The 19,258-nt window shown below is 58.2% G+C and carries 15 protein-coding genes; 5 read left to right on the top strand and 10 right to left on the bottom strand.

All coding sequences use genetic code 11. The features are described from left to right. Nucleotides 1-5 precede the first annotated feature (5 nt). A complete protein-coding gene (gene pnp / locus RE428_RS19845) occupies nt 6-2,120 on the top strand; it encodes a polyribonucleotide nucleotidyltransferase (RefSeq protein ID WP_004580432.1) in 2,115 nt (704 codons plus the stop codon). A gap of 387 nt (nt 2,121-2,507) precedes the next feature. Here pnp and RE428_RS19840 read toward each other — a convergent pair whose 3' ends face one another. The 3 genes from RE428_RS19840 to RE428_RS19830 all read right to left on the bottom strand — a co-directional run bounded on the left by RE428_RS19840 (nt 2,508) and on the right by RE428_RS19830 (nt 5,781). Further along, nucleotides 2,508-3,368 (bottom strand): alpha/beta hydrolase, encoded by an 861-nt coding sequence (locus tag RE428_RS19840; protein WP_004580433.1) that lies wholly within the window; start codon nt 3,366-3,368, stop codon nt 2,508-2,510. Further along, on the bottom strand, nt 3,338-5,233 hold the full coding sequence (locus RE428_RS19835; RefSeq protein ID WP_051079771.1) for an Lnb N-terminal periplasmic domain-containing protein: 1,896 nt from the start codon (nt 5,231-5,233) through the stop codon (nt 3,338-3,340). Before RE428_RS19835 ends, RE428_RS19840 begins: the two co-directional genes overlap by 31 nt. 86 nt (nt 5,234-5,319) lie before the next feature. Beyond that, a complete protein-coding gene (locus tag RE428_RS19830) occupies nt 5,320-5,781 on the bottom strand; it encodes a DUF3015 domain-containing protein (RefSeq protein ID WP_004580435.1) in 462 nt (153 codons plus the stop codon). Nucleotides 5,782-6,092: 311 nt separating this feature from the next. Between RE428_RS19830 and RE428_RS19825 the strand changes: the two genes are divergently transcribed. Continuing rightward, the gene (locus RE428_RS19825; protein WP_004580436.1) at nt 6,093-6,524 is read left to right on the top strand and encodes a hypothetical protein; all 432 of its coding nucleotides are present in this window, start codon (nt 6,093-6,095) and stop codon (nt 6,522-6,524) included. A gap of 100 nt (nt 6,525-6,624) precedes the next feature. Here RE428_RS19825 and RE428_RS19820 read toward each other — a convergent pair whose 3' ends face one another. The 6 genes from RE428_RS19820 to RE428_RS19795 form a co-directional block, all read right to left on the bottom strand. After that, entirely contained in the window at nt 6,625-7,326 is a 702-nt protein-coding gene (locus RE428_RS19820) for an ABC transporter ATP-binding protein (protein ID WP_004580437.1), read from the bottom strand. Between the two features lie 11 nt (nt 7,327-7,337). Further along, complete coding sequence (gene livG, locus RE428_RS19815; protein ID WP_004580438.1) at nt 7,338-8,093, bottom strand: high-affinity branched-chain amino acid ABC transporter ATP-binding protein LivG; 756 nt, start codon at nt 8,091-8,093, stop codon at nt 7,338-7,340. 6 nt (nt 8,094-8,099) lie between these two features. After that, entirely contained in the window at nt 8,100-9,371 is a 1,272-nt protein-coding gene (locus RE428_RS19810; RefSeq protein WP_004580439.1) for a high-affinity branched-chain amino acid ABC transporter permease LivM, read from the bottom strand. Beyond that, nucleotides 9,371-10,297 (bottom strand): high-affinity branched-chain amino acid ABC transporter permease LivH, encoded by a 927-nt coding sequence (gene livH / locus RE428_RS19805; RefSeq protein ID WP_004580440.1) that lies wholly within the window; start codon nt 10,295-10,297, stop codon nt 9,371-9,373. The genes RE428_RS19810 and livH overlap by 1 nt, the downstream gene beginning before the upstream one ends. Before the next feature lie 203 nt (nt 10,298-10,500). Next, nucleotides 10,501-11,613 carry a branched-chain amino acid ABC transporter substrate-binding protein gene (locus RE428_RS19800; protein ID WP_004580441.1) on the bottom strand — a complete coding sequence of 371 codons (1,113 nt, stop codon included), beginning with the start codon at nt 11,611-11,613 and terminating at the stop codon, nt 10,501-10,503. Nucleotides 11,614-11,815: 202 nt separating this feature from the next. Then, entirely contained in the window at nt 11,816-12,823 is a 1,008-nt protein-coding gene (locus RE428_RS19795; RefSeq protein WP_004580442.1) for a tetratricopeptide repeat protein, read from the bottom strand. Between the two features lie 413 nt (nt 12,824-13,236). Between RE428_RS19795 and RE428_RS19790 the strand changes: the two genes are divergently transcribed. Together RE428_RS19790 and RE428_RS19785 are read left to right on the top strand one after the other, a co-directional pair. Then, on the top strand, nt 13,237-13,746 hold the full coding sequence (locus RE428_RS19790; protein WP_004580443.1) for a MarR family winged helix-turn-helix transcriptional regulator: 510 nt from the start codon (nt 13,237-13,239) through the stop codon (nt 13,744-13,746). A gap of 199 nt (nt 13,747-13,945) precedes the next feature. Next, complete coding sequence (locus RE428_RS19785) at nt 13,946-15,517, top strand: methyl-accepting chemotaxis protein (protein ID WP_004580444.1); 1,572 nt, start codon at nt 13,946-13,948, stop codon at nt 15,515-15,517. Nucleotides 15,518-15,774: 257 nt separating this feature from the next. Here the strand turns inward: RE428_RS19785 and lon are convergent, their stop codons facing one another. Continuing rightward, nucleotides 15,775-18,204, bottom strand: coding sequence for an endopeptidase La (gene lon / locus RE428_RS19780; protein ID WP_004580445.1), 2,430 nt, complete (start codon nt 18,202-18,204; stop codon nt 15,775-15,777). A gap of 173 nt (nt 18,205-18,377) precedes the next feature. Here lon and RE428_RS19775 point away from each other — a divergent pair, with 173 nt between their 5' ends. Then, nucleotides 18,378-19,241 carry a thioredoxin family protein gene (locus RE428_RS19775; RefSeq protein ID WP_004580446.1) on the top strand — a complete coding sequence of 288 codons (864 nt, stop codon included), beginning with the start codon at nt 18,378-18,380 and terminating at the stop codon, nt 19,239-19,241. The last annotated feature ends 17 nt before the right edge of the window (nt 19,242-19,258 follow it).

The following is a 19,258-nucleotide window of genomic DNA, read 5'->3' as shown; positions in this document are numbered from 1 at the left end:
TTACCGTGAATCCGGTAAAGAAATCATTTGAACTCGGCGGTAAGACCGTCACTTTGGAAACGGGCCGTATTGCCCGTCAAGCCACTGGTTCCGTTCTGGTCACCATTGACGACATATCCGTGCTGGGTACCGTTGTTGCAGCAAAGGAAGCCAAACCGGGCCAGCCGTTCTTCCCGCTGACCGTCAACTACTTTGAGAAGACCTACGCCGTGGGACGTATCCCCGGTGGGTTCTTCAAGCGTGAGGGTCGTCCTTCCGAAAAGGAAACCCTGACATCGCGTCTGATCGACCGTCCTATTCGTCCCCTGTTTCCGAAAGGCTTCATGAATGAAGTCCAGGTCGTTTGTACGGTCATGTCCTCCAGTAAGACTCAGGATCCGGATATCGCTGGCATGCTTGCGGCGTCTGCAGCGTTGGCCTTGTCCGGTGTGCCGTTCGACGGCCCGGTCGGCGCGTCCCGCGTTGGCTTCACCGAGGAAGACGGCTATTTCCTGAACCCAACCTTCGAGCAGCTGGAGAACTCGAAGCTGGACATGGTGGTTGCCGGTACTGAAGACGCCGTGCTGATGGTTGAGTCCGAAGCACAGGGACTTACTGAAGACCAAATGCTGGGCGGCGTCCTGTTTGCTCACCAGGAAATGCAGACTGCCATCGCTGCCATTCGTGAACTCGCCGCCGAAGCCGGTCAGCCACGCTGGGACTGGCAGGCAGAACCGGAAAATACGGCCCTCGCCGACGCCCTGAAAGCCGAGTTTATGAATGCCGTGACCGAAGCTTACGGCATCCGCGACAAGATGGAGCGTTACGGTCGTCTGAGCGAAATCCGCAACCAGGCCGTCGAGAAGCTGGCCGGTGAAGAGGAAGGTCAGCCTTCCGGGGAAGAAGTAAAGAGCTACTTCGGCAAGCTGGAGAAGGCGATCGTTCGCCGCCAGGTTATCGAAGGCAAGCCGCGTATCGACGGTCGGGATAACAAGACTGTCCGTCCGATAGAAATCGAAGTGGGCGTCCTGCCGAGCACCCATGGTTCCGCACTGTTCACCCGCGGTGAAACCCAGGCGATCGTCACTACGACGTTGGGGACTGCCCGTGATATGCAGATCATCGATGCGCTGGAAGGTGAGAAGAAGGACCCGTTCCTGTTCCACTACAACTTCCCTCCGTACAGCGTTGGCGAAACCGGTCGTGTCGGTGCGCCGGGTCGTCGTGAAATCGGTCACGGTCGTCTGGCGAAGCGCGGTGTTGCAGCCGTCATGCCGACAATCGAAGAATTCCCGTACACCATCCGTGCCGTTTCCGAGATTACAGAGTCCAACGGATCCAGTTCCATGGCGTCGGTCTGTGGTTCCAGCCTTGCCCTTATGGATGCGGGTGTACCCATCAAGGCGCCAGTCGCCGGTATTGCCATGGGTCTGGTGAAGGAAGGTGAACAGTTTGCCGTTCTGACCGATATCCTGGGTGACGAGGATCACTTGGGCGACATGGACTTCAAGGTGGCCGGGACCGCAGCGGGTATCACTGCGTTGCAGATGGACATCAAGATCAACGGTATCACCGAAGAGATCATGGAGATCGCCCTGGAGCAAGCACACCATGCGCGCCAGCATATCCTGGGTGAAATGGCCAAGGTCATCTCCGAGCCGCGCTCCAGCCTGTCCGATCGTGCGCCGAGCATCACCACCATGAAGATCCATCCGGACAAGATCCGCGACGTGATCGGCAAGGGTGGCTCGGTTATCCGTGCGATCTGCGACGACACCGGCGCATCCATTGACCTGGACGATGATGGCAACGTGAAGATCTACGCCGACAACCAGGCGTCCGCCCAGGCTGCGCAGAAGCGCGTTATGGAAATCACCGCTGAAATTGAGGTGGGTGCAATCTACCAGGGCAAGGTCGAGCGCATCGTCGACTTCGGTGCATTCGTCAACATCCTGCCGGGCAAGGACGGTCTGGTTCACATCTCCCAGATCGCCGAGCGTCGCATCGAGAACGTTACTGACGAGCTCAGCGAAGGCCAGGAAGTGCTGGTCAAGGTGCTGGATGTGGACAACCGTGGTCGTGTGAAATTGTCCATGAAGGAAGTGAAGGAAGGCGAGCAGCCGACCGACTTCGGCGCCTGATCCAGGCCCGATGTGAAGAAGCCGCCTCTTGAGGCGGCTTTTTTGTGTCCGCTGTTCGGAGCTGGAATGGTTTGTTGTTCCCAGGCAGCCCTGTGGACTGCTCCGAAGCTAAAGCGTCGGCTAGATTTTGCGGGTAACTTGAGCGTGTAGCAGAAGCTTCAGCTTCTGAGGCGCCGCAGGCGCCCTGCCTGATCCTTGAGCTCCGGCACGCCAGCCTGGACATTTGTAGAAGCCTGCAACCTCAGGCAGCCCTGTGGGCTGCTCCGAAGCTGAAGCGTCGGCTACATTTTACGGGTAACTCGGTCGTGTAGCAGAAGCTTCAGCTTCTGAGGCGCCGCAGGTGCCCTGCCTATATGGGAGATTCGGGCAAAGTTGGCAGCGCATACCCTAGCGGCGTTCGTTCGCGTCCCGCAGGAACTCCAACGTCGCCTGTCGATAGGCGGGAATAACAAACGTCCCGGCATGGGGCGTATCCGTCTGCAGGAAGCGTTTAGGTTCCTTTGCGGCATCGAATAGGGCCTGGCCGTGGTGGTAGGGGATGATGCCATCACGCACGCTATGGATGATCATGACCGGCACCGGACTGATTCCGGCAATATGATCGGTCCCCTCGTAGTTATCCGGAATGGTGCAGCTCAGGGGGATCTGGAATAACCAGGTGAGCCAGAAACTGTCCAGTTTCTCCCGCGCGATATCCCGGAAACCAGCAAAGCTGCTATCGAGGATCACCCCGATAAGCGGCGGCTGTTCGTTTCGCTGGACCCATTCGCTGGCCAGCATAATGGAGAGTCCGCCACCCAGGCTTTGGCCCAGGAGGAAGAACGGGGTCTCGTTAGCCTTGGCGTCTACCAGCCAACGCAGACCGATTTCCGAGTCATGCAATGCGCCCTCGATGTCCGGAGCCCCGGTGGATTTACCGTAGCCGCGGTAGTCGATCATGAACACGTTGTAGCCTTCCTTGGGTAACCAGGCGACGTTCAACAGGTGGCTGCTGATATTCTGGGCATTACCGTGCAGGAAGTAGACGGTGCCTTCGGCCTCTTCGGTCGCCGCCGGTATCCACCAGCCGTGCAGCCGCTCGCCGTCAGCTGTATCGAGGTAGATATCCTCATACTCGAGTTCCAACCGGTCAGGTGTGATGTACACGGTGTTGTCTGGATAGAAGAACAGGCTGGAGCACCCGCCCAGCGAGAGGAGTCCGGCCAAGAGGATGAGTCTCAGAAGTAGGCGTTGAGTCCAATCTGCCATGCGGTTTCATACCTGTCGAAGTGGTGTTGTCGTTCCCAGCCAGCGGTAAGACCGAAATCCCTCGCCAAGTGCCAGTTCAGTTCGGCATAGGCTATGTCCTCGCGATCGTTGCCTCCCACGAGCCACGCCTTGGTCTTGAGTCCCCCCATCACGCTGACCCGTTGGCCCTGGTAAAGCCAGCCGATATCCGCCCCGGGCGCCATGTCGTAGCCTTTGGCCAAATCATTGTCGATTTCCAGGTCTGCGGTTCCCAGGGCAAAGATCTGGCTTTGCGACGACGTAGACCAGCCAAAGCCGGCCCCGCCGTCGAGGTACGGTGTGAACACCCGCTTACCGGATTCGATTTCCGTGCGTCGTCCGCCAAAGCCCACCTGCCAGGATAGCGGTGAAAAGAACCGATCACGGACTGACAGCGAGCGGATCTCTACCCCGACCAGTTCCTCTACCTGGAACTCATTGTTGTCGGTGTAGAGCCGGGTATCCAGCCTCAGGAACTGGAGTTGGGCGCCCTGGCGATAGCCCTCGGGTGGATCGAGCACATCGTGGTAGGCCGGTCGCAGGGTCAACTGGGCATAATTGCGATCACCCTGGCGCCCACCCAGCAAACTCGCTCGAAATGTTGCGTGGCCCTGGTCGTCGCGTACGGCGGGCTCCGCGGGCTGTTGGAGTGGGCTGGCCTCGTCAATCTGGCTACGGGCGCGGAGCAGGTCATAGGAGAGGGGGGCTGCCTGATCCCGGGGCCAGCCTTCCTCCTGCGCCTGGTAGCGAACGTATTCATAGGTGGCGTCAAGTACTTGCGCCCGAGCCTCAGGTGGGAGCGACTCAATAGCGTCAGACTCGACACTGCGCTCACCGTAAGCGAGGTTTGCGGCGAGGTCTCGCTCCTCCTGCGACAACTGATCGATGTAATGCTCCACCACCGTCGCTGACGACGGTCGGTAGTTCACCGAAGCCACCAAGTCATGGTCAACCACCCAGCGTACCGTATCCGACGGGATGGCGTGAGTGCTTACTTCGTCCAGAAGGTTGGTGCCAGGGCGGGAAACATCGATCAAGGCCAGCAGGCGATAAGCGCAGTTCTCGTCGAAGAAGTAGTAGTCGAAATTCTTCTCCCGAATCTCCCAGGCGTGCGCCAGCAGCATGTCGGTTTCAGCTGGGGTGAGGTTGAGCTGGTACTCCCACAGGTCCCTGTTCTCGATATCGGAGTAGAGTCGGATCTTTTCGTAGTAGGGCTGAATGGTGGTGATGCCGGGATAGCCACCAAAAATTCCCCGGTAGGCGAACATGATTTCGCTGTCGTGGGCGGCGGCGTCGGCAGCATAGGATATCGTGCTCGCCAGCAGCAGATCGGCTTTCTCGTCTGTTTGTGGAGGATCCAGTCGCAGGAATGTATGGCCGAACATTGATGAGGGGCTGTTCAGGTATGAGGCGGCAAAGACGAGCGTGACGGTCTCGGTATTCAGGGTATCCCGCCATTCCTGAAAGGTCGGGCAGGAAATCTCGGCTTCCGGCAGTTCAAGCTGTTCGCGTAGCCAATGGTCCCGGGCCGGGAAGCGGCATCGGGCATGGCTGTCGCCCTTTCCCGGCTTGCGGATGGCTTCCAGGGTTGCGACAAGCTCGGCATGAGGGGAGGTCTTGCCTTCGGGGCTGATAAAGAAATCGGGATCGTCGGCCTGGGAGGTGTAGCCCGAACCCAGGGTATCCGGCCGGTAGTGGCCCAGCGTCAGCCATGCCGGGTCATGGGCCAACTCCCGGAGCCTGTTGTCTATCGGTACCTGTTCTGCCAATGCCTGTGATGTCAGCGCGAATGCCAGTAAAGCGGAGAAAAAACGGGGCACGCGCCCCGACGGTCGATGTCGGTGCATGGGTACTCGGGTCGATCAGGGTAGGAGAGGCCGAAGCCGGTCGAAGCACCATCCGTGGTGCGTGCATCATCCCTGATTGTCGCGATTTAGGCGACGTACTTGCTGAAGCTCTGGTGAGATTCCAGCAGCGCAACGATAGCGGAAACCGCCTCGTCGGATGTTGTGTCGGAAGACGGGAAGATGGTTGCAAAGTTGTCCTGCAGGAGCTTGCGGAACTCCGCACGGTCTCCCTGCTCAACGTTCAGCAACACGGCAAGAGTGTCCAGGTTTTCACCTTCACCACGGGACATGTCACGGGCGACCTTGTCGATGTTGCTGTCCATGTACATGGCCATGGATTGCACTGACTCATTGGTGTCACAGCCCAAGGTACCGGTCGTCATACCGAAGGTCTGGTTACCGAATGTGCCGTTGGTTGTCGCTGCCAGGACGTGTGGCGCGATACCGGACTGGCCCTTCCAGATCATGGCGCCGACACCGCAACCTGGTTGTGCAAAGGCAAGACTGGAAGCGCCCAGAAGCATGGCACCTGCGATCAGTTTTTTCATTATCCAACTCCTTGTCGTGTTTTTCATCGATGTAAAAACGTGACTAACGGCCCTGACGTTTTGATCGCGCAGGCATTTCTGTTCGCTGCGGATGCCTGACCGTTCCAACGAGTATAGAACAGAAATCGTTTCATGCGATGATCCGAAAGGCTCAATTTACTGATTGTATGGACAAAAAAATGAACACGGTGATCACATATATTCTTTTATGGAATATTAAAAATAATTTTATAATCTATTTGTAATAAAAAATTCACTGTTTTATAGTCGCGTCCGCCAAGATGGCCCATTTTAGATTTAGGGAGAATGTTGTGAAAAAAGCACTGATTGCATCCAGCCTCGTGCTGGCAGGCGCGCTCACCGGTTGTAGTTCCATGAACGTTAGCTCCACGCCCGTACCGCTCGCCGGCACCGTGGAGACCGATATCAAGGCCGATATCGAAGTGGGTGAGAAGATCACCGGCTCATCGTCTGCAACCAAGGTCCTTTTCTTCACGATCGGCGGTGAGACCGAGTATGCCGACGGCGTAGCTTACGGCGACGCGGGTGGCAGCTCGCCGCTGGCGGCCCTGGACAGTGTTGCGCCGGTCAAGGCGGCCGCAGCCTACAACGCAATCCAGTCCTCCGGCGCGGATGTGATCGTGGCACCGCGCTACACGGTCAAGAAGAAAGACTACTTCGTATACGGCACCATCGACGTGACCGTGGAAGGGTATAAAGGCACGATCAAGAGCGTTAAGTAAGACGCCGGGCTGGTAGCCGAAGCTGTCTTTCGAACCAGCCGCCCCGAAATAAAAAAAGCCGGGCAGAGCGCCCGGCTTTTTTGTGCCTGTCGAGTTGGCTTTAGCCGCCCAGGTAGGCCTTCTGTACATCTTCGTTGGCGAGCAGGTTCTCACCGGAATCTTCCAGACGGATACGCCCGGTCTCAAGCACATAACCGCGGTCAGCCAGCTTCAGCGCCTGCTTGGCGTTCTGTTCCACCAGGAAGACGGTTATACCTTCGTCCCGCAGGGTGCTGATGATGTCGAAGATCTGTCTGATGATGATCGGGGCGAGCCCGAGGGACGGTTCATCAAGGATGATCATCTTGGGCTTGGTCATCAGTGCGCGGCCGATGGCCAGCATTTGCTGCTCACCACCGGACATGGTGCCGGCCCGTTGGTTCTTGCGCTCCTGTAGGCGCGGGAACAGCTCGAACACGTGGGCCTGACTCTTACGGATTTCGCCCTTGGTATTGAAGAAACCGCCCATGTGAAGGTTTTCCTCGACCGTCAGGCCCGGAAAGACCCGGCGTCCCTCCGGCACGATGGCAATACCTGAGCGCATGATCTCCGCAGTCGGCTTGTGGGTGATGTCCTCTCCCTCGAACAACACGCGTCCGGAGCTGGCCTGCGGGTCACCGCAGACGGTCATCAGCAGCGTAGTCTTGCCGGCGCCATTGGCGCCTATCAGGGAGACGATCTCACCCTTCTGGACTTCAACCGAGACGCCGTGCAGCGCCTCGATCTTGCCGTAGTGGGTATGGATGTTTTCTAGTACCAGCATGGTTGCTCCCCTTACTCCTCGCCCAGGTAGGCCTTGATGACGTCATCGTTCTGCCGGATTTCCTCCGGCGTACCACTGGCCAGTGGGCGGCCCTGGTTGATGACGTTGATCCTGTCGGAGATCCCCATAACCAGGCTCATATCGTGCTCGATCAACACCACGGAGACGCAGTAGTCCTCCTTGAGGCTGATGATCAGTTCGTTGAGCTCGCGGGTCTCGTTCGGGTTCAGGCCAGCTGCCGGCTCGTCCAGCATCAGCAGCTCGGGTTCGGTCACCATGCAGCGAGCGATTTCCAGTCGGCGTTGCTGGCCATAGGCCAGATTCCCGGCGTCACGGTTGGCCAGTTCCAGCAGGCCGACACGCTCCAGCCAGTAGGCCGCGCGCTCAAGGGATTTCTCTTCCCGCTTGCGGTAGTCCGGGGTCTTGAGCAACCCTGCGAACAGGTTCGTGTTCAGGTGACGGTGCTGGGCCACCAGCAGGTTTTCCACCACGGTCATCTTGTTGAACAGGCGCACGTGCTGGAAGGTGCGGACCAGGCCCAGCCGGGAAATCTTGTAGTCCGGCTTGCCCTGGATTTCCTGTCCGCGGAACAGGATCTTGCCACCGGAGGGGCGATAGAATCCGCTCAGACAGTTGAACACGGTCGTCTTGCCGGCCCCGTTGGGGCCGATGATGGAAACGATTTCCCGCTCCTGGACGTCCAGCGAGACCTGGTCCACAGCCAGCAGGCCGCCAAATCGCATGGACAGATTGCGTACTTCAAGCATGCTCCGTCACTCCTGCTGTTTGAGTTTGATGTGGACGCGGCTCATGGGCAGCAGGCCCTGCGGACGCCAGATCATCATCAGCACCATGGCGGCGCCGAAGATCAGCATGCGGTATTCCGAGAACTCACGTGCCAGTTCGGGCAGGATCGTCACCGCAATGGCGGCTAGGATGACGCCGAGCTGCGAACCCATACCGCCCAATACCACGATCGCCAGGATGATGGCGGACTCGAGGAAGACGAAGGATTCCGGGCTGATAAAACCTTGCTTGGACGCAAAGACAGTACCGGCGAAACCGGCGAAGAAGGCGCCGATGGTGAATGCCGAAAGCTTCACGCCGGTCCGGCTCAGGCCCAGCGACCGCGCGGCGATTTCGTCCTCACGAAGCGCTTCCCAGGAACGGCCCACCGGCATGCGGACCAGGCGGCGAATGACCACCAGGGTGAACAGTGCCAGCAGCAACGTGATGAGGTAGAGGAAGATCACCTTGTCCGTACTGTCGTAGGCCAGTCCGAAGACTTCATGGAACGAGGTGTTGCCCTCTTCCTTAACCCGGCGCCCAAACTCCATGCCGAACAGGGTCGGCTCCGGGATGCCACCGATACCGTTGGGACCACCGGTGAGCCACGTCAGGTTGTTCAGCAGGATGCGGATGATTTCGCCAAAGCCCAGAGTCACGATGGCCAGGTAATCGCCCCGTAACCGCAGTACCGGGAAGCCCAGGACAAAGCCGAAGAGTGCTGCCAGCACCGCGCCGATCGGCAGGGCGAACCAGAAGGAAACACCGAAGTACTGGGACAGCAGGGCAAAGGTATAGGCGCCTACCGCGTAGAAGGCGACGTAGCCCAGGTCGAGCAGGCCCGCGAAGCCCACCACCACATTAAGGCCGAGGGCCAGGATGATGTAGATCAGCACCAGCGTCGCGAGGTCGACTGCTCCGCGAGACCCCATGAAAGGCCATATCAGGGCACCAATCACGATCACGAAGATGGCGATTTTCTCGACCAGTTGACGCTTGGCCTCCGGCATCGGCGTGCGATTGGCCAGCGGGTTGATAGCTTTGAGCGTGCCCAGGCCACCCATCACGGCGGGACGGAAAAGCTGGAACAGGAATACAACCAGCACGGCCAGGGCGATGCCGATGTAGGTGGATGTCTCTCCGCCTTCCAGTTGGATGTCGATGCCCTGGGCTACCAGGTCAAGACCCAGGATGGGATAGGAAATAATCAGCGTGATGAATGCGCAGAACAGCGCATGTCGGAAATTCTGTGCAACCATCAGATCTTCTCCACTTCCGGTTTGCCGAGAAGGCCGGTGGGCCGGAACAGGAGGATGAGGATCAGCAGCCCGAAGGACACCACATCTTTGTACTCGCTGCTCAAGTAGCCAGCGGTGAAGCTTTCAGCAACGCCAAGAACAAGTCCGCCCAGCATGGCGCCCGGGATACTGCCGATGCCGCCCAATACGGCCGCAGTAAATGCCTTGAGGCCGGCAATGAAACCGAACAGCGGGTCGATGGAGCCGTAGTACATGCCCAGCAACAGGCCAGCGACCGCGGCAAGGGCTGCGCCGATGACAAAAGTGGCGGCGATGATGCGATCAGTGTCGATACCCAGCAGGCTGGACATCTTGCGGTCCTGGGAAACGGCACGGCAGGCGCGGCCAATACGGGAACGGGAGATAAACAGGGACAGGGCGGTCATGCAGATCAGCGTGGTCACAAAAATTGTAATCTGCATGTACGACAATGACGTCTGGAATCCATCCTCAGAGCCGCCCAGGGAGATGCCACCTTCGATCAGCAGCGGGAAGCCGATATTGCGCGAACCCTGTGCCAGGTGAACATAGTTCTGCAGGAAGATGGACATGCCGATGGCGGAAATCAGCGGAATCAGCCGGTGCTGTCCGCGAACGGGACGGTAGGCGACACGCTCAACGGCCCAGCCCATGGAGCTGGACACGATTATCGCGCAGATCAAGGCCACAAGCAGGACCAGCGGGAGCCAGGCGGGGCTCATCACGGCCAGGCCGGTGATCACGATCAGCGAGACATAGGCGCCGATCATGTAGATTTCACCGTGGGCAAAGTTGATCATGCCGATAATGCCGTAGACCATCGTGTAGCCGATGGCGATCAGGGCATAAGCGCTTCCTACCGTCAGCCCATTGATGAGCTGCTGGAGAAAGTACAGTACGTCGTGCATTGTTGTGGAACTCCGATATAGAAAAACCCTGTTTGCATCAACACGGATAGAAAGCTGCTTGTGGCGCAGTGCTCAAACGCTTACTTCCATGAAATGCAACCAGGGTTCCAAAAAAACACCTTCCCCTTATGAGGGAAGGTGTTGGCTGAGAGCCCGGGCGATAGGCCACGACTCTCGCATCCATTACCGATTTTTAACGGCGCTTAGTTTACCGGAGTTTTGCTGCCATCTGAATGCCATTCGTACACAACGAACTCGAATGACTCGAGGTCGCCGGCTTCGTCATATTCCACGGTGCCGATCGGGGTTTCGAAGGAGCCTTCACGCAGCGCCGCAGCGACGTCGAACGGGTCCTTGGAGTCTGCCTTCTCGATGCCGTCGGCAATGAGCTGGACCGCAGCGTAGGAGGTCAGTACGAACGGGCCGGAGGGATCTTCGCCTTTCTCTTCGAAGGCCTGTACCAGCTCCTGGTTCTCGGCTTTCTGGTCGAAGCTCGGCGGCAGGGTGACCAGCAGGCCTTCAGAGGCGTCGCCGGCAATAGTGTTGATGTCCTTGTTACCCACGCCTTCAGGACCCATGAACTGGGCGTCGAGACCCGCCTGGTCGGCCTGGCGCAGGATCAGACCCAGCTCCGGGTGGTAGCCGCCGTAGTAGACGAAGTCCACGTTGGCCTGCTTCAGCTTGGTCACCAGGGAAGAGAAGTCTTTCTGACCGGCGGTGATACCTTCGTACATCACCACGTTGATGTCTTTGTCTTCCAAAGTGGACTTAACGGCGCTGGCGATACCTTCACCGTACTGCTGCTTGTCGTGAATGACGGCGACGCGCTCGGGCTTCTGGCTGGCAATGTAGTTGCCGGCGACCGGCCCCTGCATGCTATCCAGGCCGATGGTGCGGAAGACCAGCTCATAGCCGCGTTCGGTGATAGCCGGGCTGGTGGAGGCTGGAGTCACCATCAGGATGCCTTCGTCCTCGTAGATATCGGATGCCGGCTGGGTGGAGCTGGAGCACAGGTGACCAACGACGAAGCGAACGCCCTCGTTGACCATATTGTTGGCGACAGTGACGGCCTGCTTCGGATCACAGACGTCGTCCTGCTCGACAGCGACCAGCTGCTCGCCCATGACGCCGCCGTTTTCGTTGATCTGTTCGATCGCCATGCGGGCACCGGAGAACTGCATGTCACCGTACTGGGCCACGGCGCCGGTCATCGGACCGGCGATACCGATCTTGATTTCGGCGTTCGCGGCACCTGCCGCCATAACCGCCAGGGAAGCGCCGACCCCGACAACAAGCTTGTTCAGTTTGGTTTTCATTTTGGTGTGTCCTGCCTTGAATATCTCTGAGAACTTTCTTGGTGTTTTTTGCAGTCACGAGGGGCGACCCTTGCGTGACGATGCAACAAACAAACACCACCCGTTCTTCGTTGTCAAGAAACGACTCAAGAAGATGCGGCTGAAACGTCCAGCATCCTCTCAAGTCGCGATGTTCGAGAAACAGGCAGGGTTCGTGCCAGTATCAGGTTGATGGCGGTGTGAGGTCGACGTCGTCAATCTCGTCAGGGCTGACCAGTTGCTTGAACTGCTCGAAATCCCGCAGGCGGTCGAAGCTTGGATCCACTGACGCGTCGTCGCGGTAGGCTTCGGACATCTCGATGGCGCTGGCGAGAGACTTGATAGCGTCTTCCCAGCGGCCGATCTCGGCATAGGCGCAAGCCAGTTGGTAATGCGCGTGACCGTTGTCCGGCGCCAACTTGAGAGCGCGCAGGCATAGGCTGATGGCCCACAGCGGTTCGTTCAGTTCCAGTACGGCATCGGCCTTGTAGCTCAACGCTTCCACGTCATCCGGACGCAGGTCGAGGATCTGGTCGTAGACGGAAATCTTGTTCTGTTGGGATGTTTCCTGACTGGCCTTGAGCCAGAGGGAGTGCACTTCATTGGTGCGCTCGATCTCTTCCTGGTTCCGGTTGATGATGTCAGATTTCTGCTGCAGTTGCTCCTCGATGAACTTGAGGCGCTTTTCGTATTCCACCACCAGTTCATTCACGCGTTTCTCGGCCACACTGTGCAACTGGTTGCGCATATCGCGGATGGAGTTCCAGCCAATCACGACCAGGATCGAGGTGGCGCCCGCAATCAGGTAGAAGAAGTAGGTCACCGTGTCGGTGGCGTAGGACATGGTCTTGTCCGCCACCGTGAGCTCCTTGTCTACCACCTTTTCGATGAGTTCGGCGCGAGTGTTCTGCATTTCACTGCGCAGGCTCTTGACCTCGTCCAGCAGGTAGCGTTCGACGAATGGGTTGTAAAGCGGTTCGTCCAGGCTCTCCACCCGTTCGCGTACATCTTCGGCATCGGCGCCATCTGGCGCTGCAGCTTCCGGGCCCTCAACCACCGTTTGGGCGTTGGCCAGGGGTAGAGCGGCGAGCGTCAATAGCAGGGCGGTTACGCTGGCTCGGATGGCCTGGCCAGGTTTAATCACTGTGAGAGATGGGCAGATTTGGGGGAACCATCCTCTGAATGTCGTCATGGCAATCCTGCGGTTGTCTTAAAGCACAAACGTGTTTGGGCGCATGAATGTATTTTGAAGCATAAACGTTCAATGGGGCGCCAGCGCAGTCCTTTGAAGGCGCGTTGGGCGCAAGACTCCAGCATAGTGCCTCAGCCGACGGTATGAGGCAAAGGCCTGTTAAAGCTTCTGATTAGACTTTAAGCGAATAAATAGTTAGAGTTATAAATAATGTTTCGTGACCCCGCCTGCATACCCGGGGCGATCTGCGCTGAAGTATAGTGCTGAAAAGACTGGCAACCTCCATGCCGGCCTTTCCCCAAGCGTCTTACGGGTCAAACAGGGTAGTAATATTTGACGAGAAAGTTTTGTACTCAAAAAAGATGGGGCTTTATAATCGCGAACTTGCCGATCCGGCAGAGTGGAATACAGTCATGAATAATTATGAGCAGGTGCTTGTCGCTCTCAGGCGTGTCATTCGCGCGACTGATCTTCATTCGAAGCGACTCAGTAAAAATGCCGGACTTACGGCGCCGCAATTGTTGATCATGCGCACCATTCGCGACCTGGGCCAAGTCACGATCGGCACCATTGCCGACAAGGTGAGCTTGAGTCAGGCGACGGTGACCACGATCCTTGACCGCCTTGAGCATCGCAAGCTGGTTTATCGAGTACGCAGTACCTCGGACAAGCGCAAGGTTCACGCCCACCTTACCGAAGAAGGTGCCGACCTCCTGGCGTCGGCCCCGCAGCCGCTGCAGGAAGAGTTCATCCAGAAGTTCCAGAACCTTCATGAGTGGGAGCAGAGCATGATCGTCGCCGCGCTGCAGCGGGTTGCGAACATGATGGATGCCGACGAAATCGACGCCTCGCCGCTGCTCGATGTCGGGCCCGTCAACCGTGAGGACGGCTGGAAGGCCCAGAAGAAACGTCAGTCAGGTTGATCCTTCCTCCGACATTAGTCGATTAGCAATCCTACTAATTTCGCACTTTCCCTATATTGCCGGCCCGGTTTTTCGTGTCTATTGCGCGAAATCGCCTGGGCTGCGCGATCACAATCAACGCATTCCAGAGTCTATATTTTGTAGTAAAGGTTCGAAGGATTCGGCCGATACGACGACAAATAATTGATGAGCTGCTGCTATGCGTAAAAATCTCCCCGTCACCCAGCGCGAAGTCAGGATGGCAGATGGTGGTCGTCTGATCACCACTACCAACCTCAAGGGCGTTATCACCTATTGCAACGATGAGTTCGTGGCGATCAGTGGTTTTGACCGTGAGGAACTGATCGGCCAGGCCCATAACATCATTCGCCATCCGGATATGCCACCTTCGGTGTTCAAACATATGTGGGACACGCTAAAGGCTGGCAAAGCATGGATGGGCGTGGTCAAGAATCGCTGTAAGAACGGCGACCACTATTGGGTCAGCGCCTACGTCACGCCGGTACACGAGAACGGCCAGATGGTCGGTTACGAGTCGGTGCGTACCGCTCCGACCCGTGATCAGGTTGGTCGGGCGGAGAAGCTCTACAAACAGCTTAACGGCGGCAAGAGTAGCGTTGTCCAGCTGGCCAACCTGCGTAATGTATTCTTGGTTGCGCTGCCGCTGGCGCTGTCATTGATCGCTAGCGTTGCCGCCATCCTGTGGGCATCGCCAGCAGTGGCTATTGGCGTTGTCGTGGCTGGACATATCGTCGCTGGTCTGACGCTGCGAGGGATGATCGACGGCCAGATGAAGCAGTTGGTGAGTTTGCGGGACGATGCCTTCACCGATCCCTTGATCGCGATGACCTATACCGACCAGCGCGGGCGTTTCGGCCAGTTGGCTATGCTGCTGATTAGCGAGCAGGCACGCCTGCGCACTGCCCTGGCGCGTATCGAGGATCAGGCCCATATCCTGGCGGGCCATGCCAAGACCAGTCACGATGCCATCAGCGAAGGGGCGAGTTATATCGCCAAGCAGCGTGCCGAGACTGACCAGACCGCGTCGGCGATCAACGAAATGACAGCCTCGATCCATGAGGTGGCTGAAAACGTCGGGCGTAACGCCAAGGAAGCGGAAGCCGCCAACGATCATGCCGCCCAAGGTTCCAAGCTCTCCCGGGAAGCGCTGAAGTCGATCGAGACCCTGGTCGAGCGCGTGCACGAGGTCGGCAATGCCGTCGAGGCCCTGGGTCAGTCTACCGAGAGCATTGGCGAGGCCGCCAACCTGATCTCGGATATCGCCGACCAGACGAACCTGTTGGCATTGAATGCGGCGATCGAGGCCGCTCGTGCCGGTGAACAGGGACGCGGCTTTGCCGTGGTTGCGGATGAAGTGAGGTCGCTGGCAGCCCGGACCCGGGATTCCACCAGTCGTATCCACAACGTTGTTGAGGATTTTCGCAAGCAGGTTGGATCAGCGGTCAACGCCGCTCGCGAAGGCGAGATCGTGGCAGGCTCCGGGTTGGACAAGGTGCGCGAGGCCGAGCGTACCCTGAGCGAGATCGTCGAGTCCATCAGCCGTATTACCGACCGTTTCCTGCAGATGTCGGCGGCGGTGGAGCAACAGAGTCAGGTTTCCGAAGAGATCAACCGCCAGGTGGTCAACATCGCTGAACTGGCAGACAGTAGTACTGACAGGGCTGACAAGGCGGATAAGGTCAGTAACGAGCTTAAGCAGTTCTCCCGAGGTCTGCATGACTTGGTCGCCCGTTTCATCGGCAAGCGGTAGTTTTGCGGAGATTGCCCGTACGTAATCGGCGTGCGGGCAAAAATGCGAGCATAAAAAAAGGCGCCACAAACGTGGCGCCTAATGGGCTCTTCTCAGATGACAGGAATTCGACGCGATTGCGATGAATCCAATGATTAGAAGTGTAAGGATCGCTCGGTATTCCAGCCATAGTGGATTGCGCGTACGGGTTTCCCCCGACCCTGCAGCCCTGTGATTGCAAGGGCTACAGGGGTTGTCGTAAAAATACTACACGCCGCTCAGTGTACACTCGCACCGGCCCGGGTCTTGTGGCCAAAGCAGACCGTGTAGACGTCGGAGAAATGTTTGGCGAAATGCACCTCGATCCCCTCCTTCAAGTAGGCCGGTAGTTCTTCGTAGTCCCCCCGGTTGGCTTCCGGCAGGACCAGCGTGCTGATCTTCTGGCGCCGTGCGGCGATCACCTTCTCGCGAATACCTCCGACAGGCAGCACCTGACCGGTCAACGTGAGTTCGCCGGTCATCGCAATGCCGGACTGCGGCGCTTCACCGCGGGCAATCGAGAGCAGCGCGGTGGCCATGGTGACGCCTGCACTGGGCCCGTCCTTTGGCGTCGCCCCCTCGGGTACGTGCAGGTGCACGAAGGACTTGTCGAAGAATGTCGGGTCGCCCTTGTAGCGTTTCAGGTTGGACGAAACATAGCTGTAGGCGATTTCCGCCGACTCACGCATCACGTCGCCCAACTGGCCAGTGAGCTTGAATCCCCGTTGGCTGGCGTGGATGCGTGACGCTTCAATGCTCAACGTGGCACCGCCCATGGCGGTCCAGGCCAGGCCGGTAACCACGCCGACGCCTTTGAGGGACTTCTCTTTCTTGAAGAAAGGCTGGCCGAGATAGTCAGGCAGATCGCTGACCCCCACCTTGACCGGCTTGTCCGGATCATCGAGCAGCTTGACGATGCCCTTGCGCACAATCTTGTGCAGCGTTTTCTCCAGGTTGCGAACACCGGATTCCCGGGCGTAACCCTCGATCACCTGCCGCACGGCCGCATCGGTGATATTGAGCTGCTTCTTGAGCAGGCCGGCGCGTTTGAGCAATCGCGGTAGCAGGTGATGCTTGGCAATGGCCAGCTTTTCCTCGGTGATGTAGCCGGAGAGTCGAATTACGTCCATGCGGTCGAGCAACGGCCGCGGGATAGTATCGAGGACGTTGGCGGTGCAAATGAACAGCACCTTCGACAAATCCATGCGGACATCCAAGTAATGATCGAGGAAGTCGCGGTTCTGTTCCGGGTCTAGGGTTTCCAGCAGGGCTGAGGCGGGATCGCCCTGAAACGAGGCGCCAACCTTGTCGATTTCGTCCAGCATGATTACTGGATTCGACACTTGGGAGTCCTTCAGTGCCTGCACCAACTTGCCGGGCATGGCGCCAATATAGGTACGGCGGTGGCCCTTGATTTCCGCTTCGTCGCGCATGCCGCCGAGGCTGAAACGGTAGAACTTGCGGCCCAACGCGTCGGCCACGGAGCGGCCAATGGACGTCTTGCCAACGCCGGGCGGGCCAACCAGCAGGATGATCGAACCGGAGACCTCGCCCCGGTAGGCACCTTCCGCCAGGAACTCGACAATGCGATCCTTGACGTCCTCCAGGCCATCGTGGTCCCGATCCAATACCTGGCGAGCAGCGCCGAGGTCGAAGTGGTCCTCGGAGTACCTGCCCCAGGGCACGTTGGTCAGCCAGTCCAGGTAATTTCGGGTGACGCCGTATTCCGGAGACCCCTGTTCCAGTACGGAGAGCTTCTGAACTTCATCGTCGAAGCGCTGCTGGACGTGCTCGGGCGGCTCAAGTTCTTCCATGCGGGTTTTGAACCGCTCCACGTCCGCGGTCTTGTCGTCCTTCGACATGCCCAACTCACGCTGGATGACCTTGAGTTGCTCGCGCAGGAAGAACTCCCGCTGGTGCTTCTGCACCTTGGTATTCACTTCGTCGTTGATTTCGGCCTGCAGGCGGGCGACTTCCTGCTCCTTGCGCATCAGCAGCAGGACCTTCTCCATGCGGCGCAGTAGCGGCACGGTGTTGAGCACATCCTGCAGCTCCGGTCCCTTGGCACTGGTCATGGAGGCGCCAAAGTCAGCGAGTGGCGAGCTGTCGTCCGGCCCAAAGCGGGACAGGTACTGTTTCACCTCTTCGCCGTAAAGCGGGTTGGTGCGCAACAAATCCTTGATGGCGCTGATAATGGCCAGGGTGTAGGCCTTGAGCTCGTCGGCTTCTTCCTCAGGTTCCTGCGGATAGCTGACTTCCACCAGGTAGGGAGGCTTGCGACGCAACCACTGGACAATACGGAAACGCTGCAGGCCCTGCGCGATGAACTGGATCTTGCCGCTCTCGCGCTGGGTCTGGTGGACCCTTACCGCGCAGCCCATAATCTCCAGGTCGTCGCTTTCGGGAACACTCATCTCTTCGTCCGAGTCGACAAAGCAGAGCCCGAGAATGTGATGGTCGGTTTCACCGACCCGCTTGAGCGTTTCCTGCCAGGGATCCTGGTTCACCACGACCGGCTGAACCTGGGCCGGAAAGAACGGGCGGTTTTGTACCGGCAAAACGTACATGCGTTTCGGCATGGATTGCTGGGGAAGTGCCAGGCTTTGCCGGTTCTCGTCCTTGCCGATGTATTCCATGGTTTCATCGTCGTCGTGGCGTGAGTCTGTCATTGTCACTCTGCATCCTTTTACGAAGTGAACCGATATCATCCGTATGTGACGGCGTGGCCTGGAATTTCAAGCGCAGGTGCGAAACTTGAATTTGACGCCGTTGACTCCATAGTAGACGTTCGTTAAGAGCCTTCGGATTCCATTCGTTCCCGATAACAGACAAGGTTTGCGCCATGAGTGAGACGTCCTACATCTTCGATGCCACCCTCGAGAACTTCCAGGAAAAGGTCTTGCAGGCCTCCATGCAGGCACCGGTGCTGGTGGATGTCTGGGCCGACTGGTGCGAGCCCTGCAAGCAGTTGATGCCGGTGCTGGAACGCCTCGCCAACGAGTACAAGGGGGCTTTTACCCTGGCCAAGGTCAACGCTGACCAGCAGCAGGAGCTCACCGGTCACCTGGGCGTACGGAGTCTGCCCACCGTACTTTTAATACAGAACGGCCAGGCGGTGGATGGCTTCAACGGTGCGTTGCCAGAAGGCGAAGTACGCAAAGTGCTGGATAAATACGTCGAGCCTCCCGAAGAAAACCCGCACGACAAGGCCAACCGTTTGTGGGAGGAAGGGGACCTGGATGGCGCGTTGGCTATCCTGACGACCCTTAATCAGCAGGACCCGAATGACACCGCGGTGCTGATCGACCTGGCCCAGATCAAGGCGGAACTGGGTGATGCGGAAACTGCGCAACAGATCCTCGACAGCCTGGCGCCTGAAGACAAACTTCAGCCCCACGCACGCCAATTGATCGCCCGCCTGAAGTTCATGGAGCAGGCTGGTCAACTGCCGCCGGTCGCTGAGTTGGAGAAGCGTCTGAAGGCCGACCCAAAGGATTGCGAGGCACTGCACCAATTGGCGATCCAGCACGTATTGAAGGAGAACAATGCCGAGGCGATGGAGTTGTTGATTCGCCTGATGCAGGTGGACGCCAATTACAAGGACGGCGTGGCCAAGACCACCCTGGTGGAGCTCTTCGACAAACTGGGCAACAACAATCCGGATGTACGCACCTACCGCCGCAAGCTGTATACCCTCATGCATTAACGACCTGATCGGCAGGA

Origin of the sequence: Marinobacter nanhaiticus D15-8W (genome assembly GCF_036511935.1) — a bacterium.
Lineage (GTDB): Bacteria > Pseudomonadota > Gammaproteobacteria > Pseudomonadales > Oleiphilaceae > Marinobacter_A > Marinobacter_A nanhaiticus.
The sequence above is the reverse complement of the archived record's forward strand: the minus strand, read 5'-3'. Positions and strand labels throughout refer to the sequence as shown.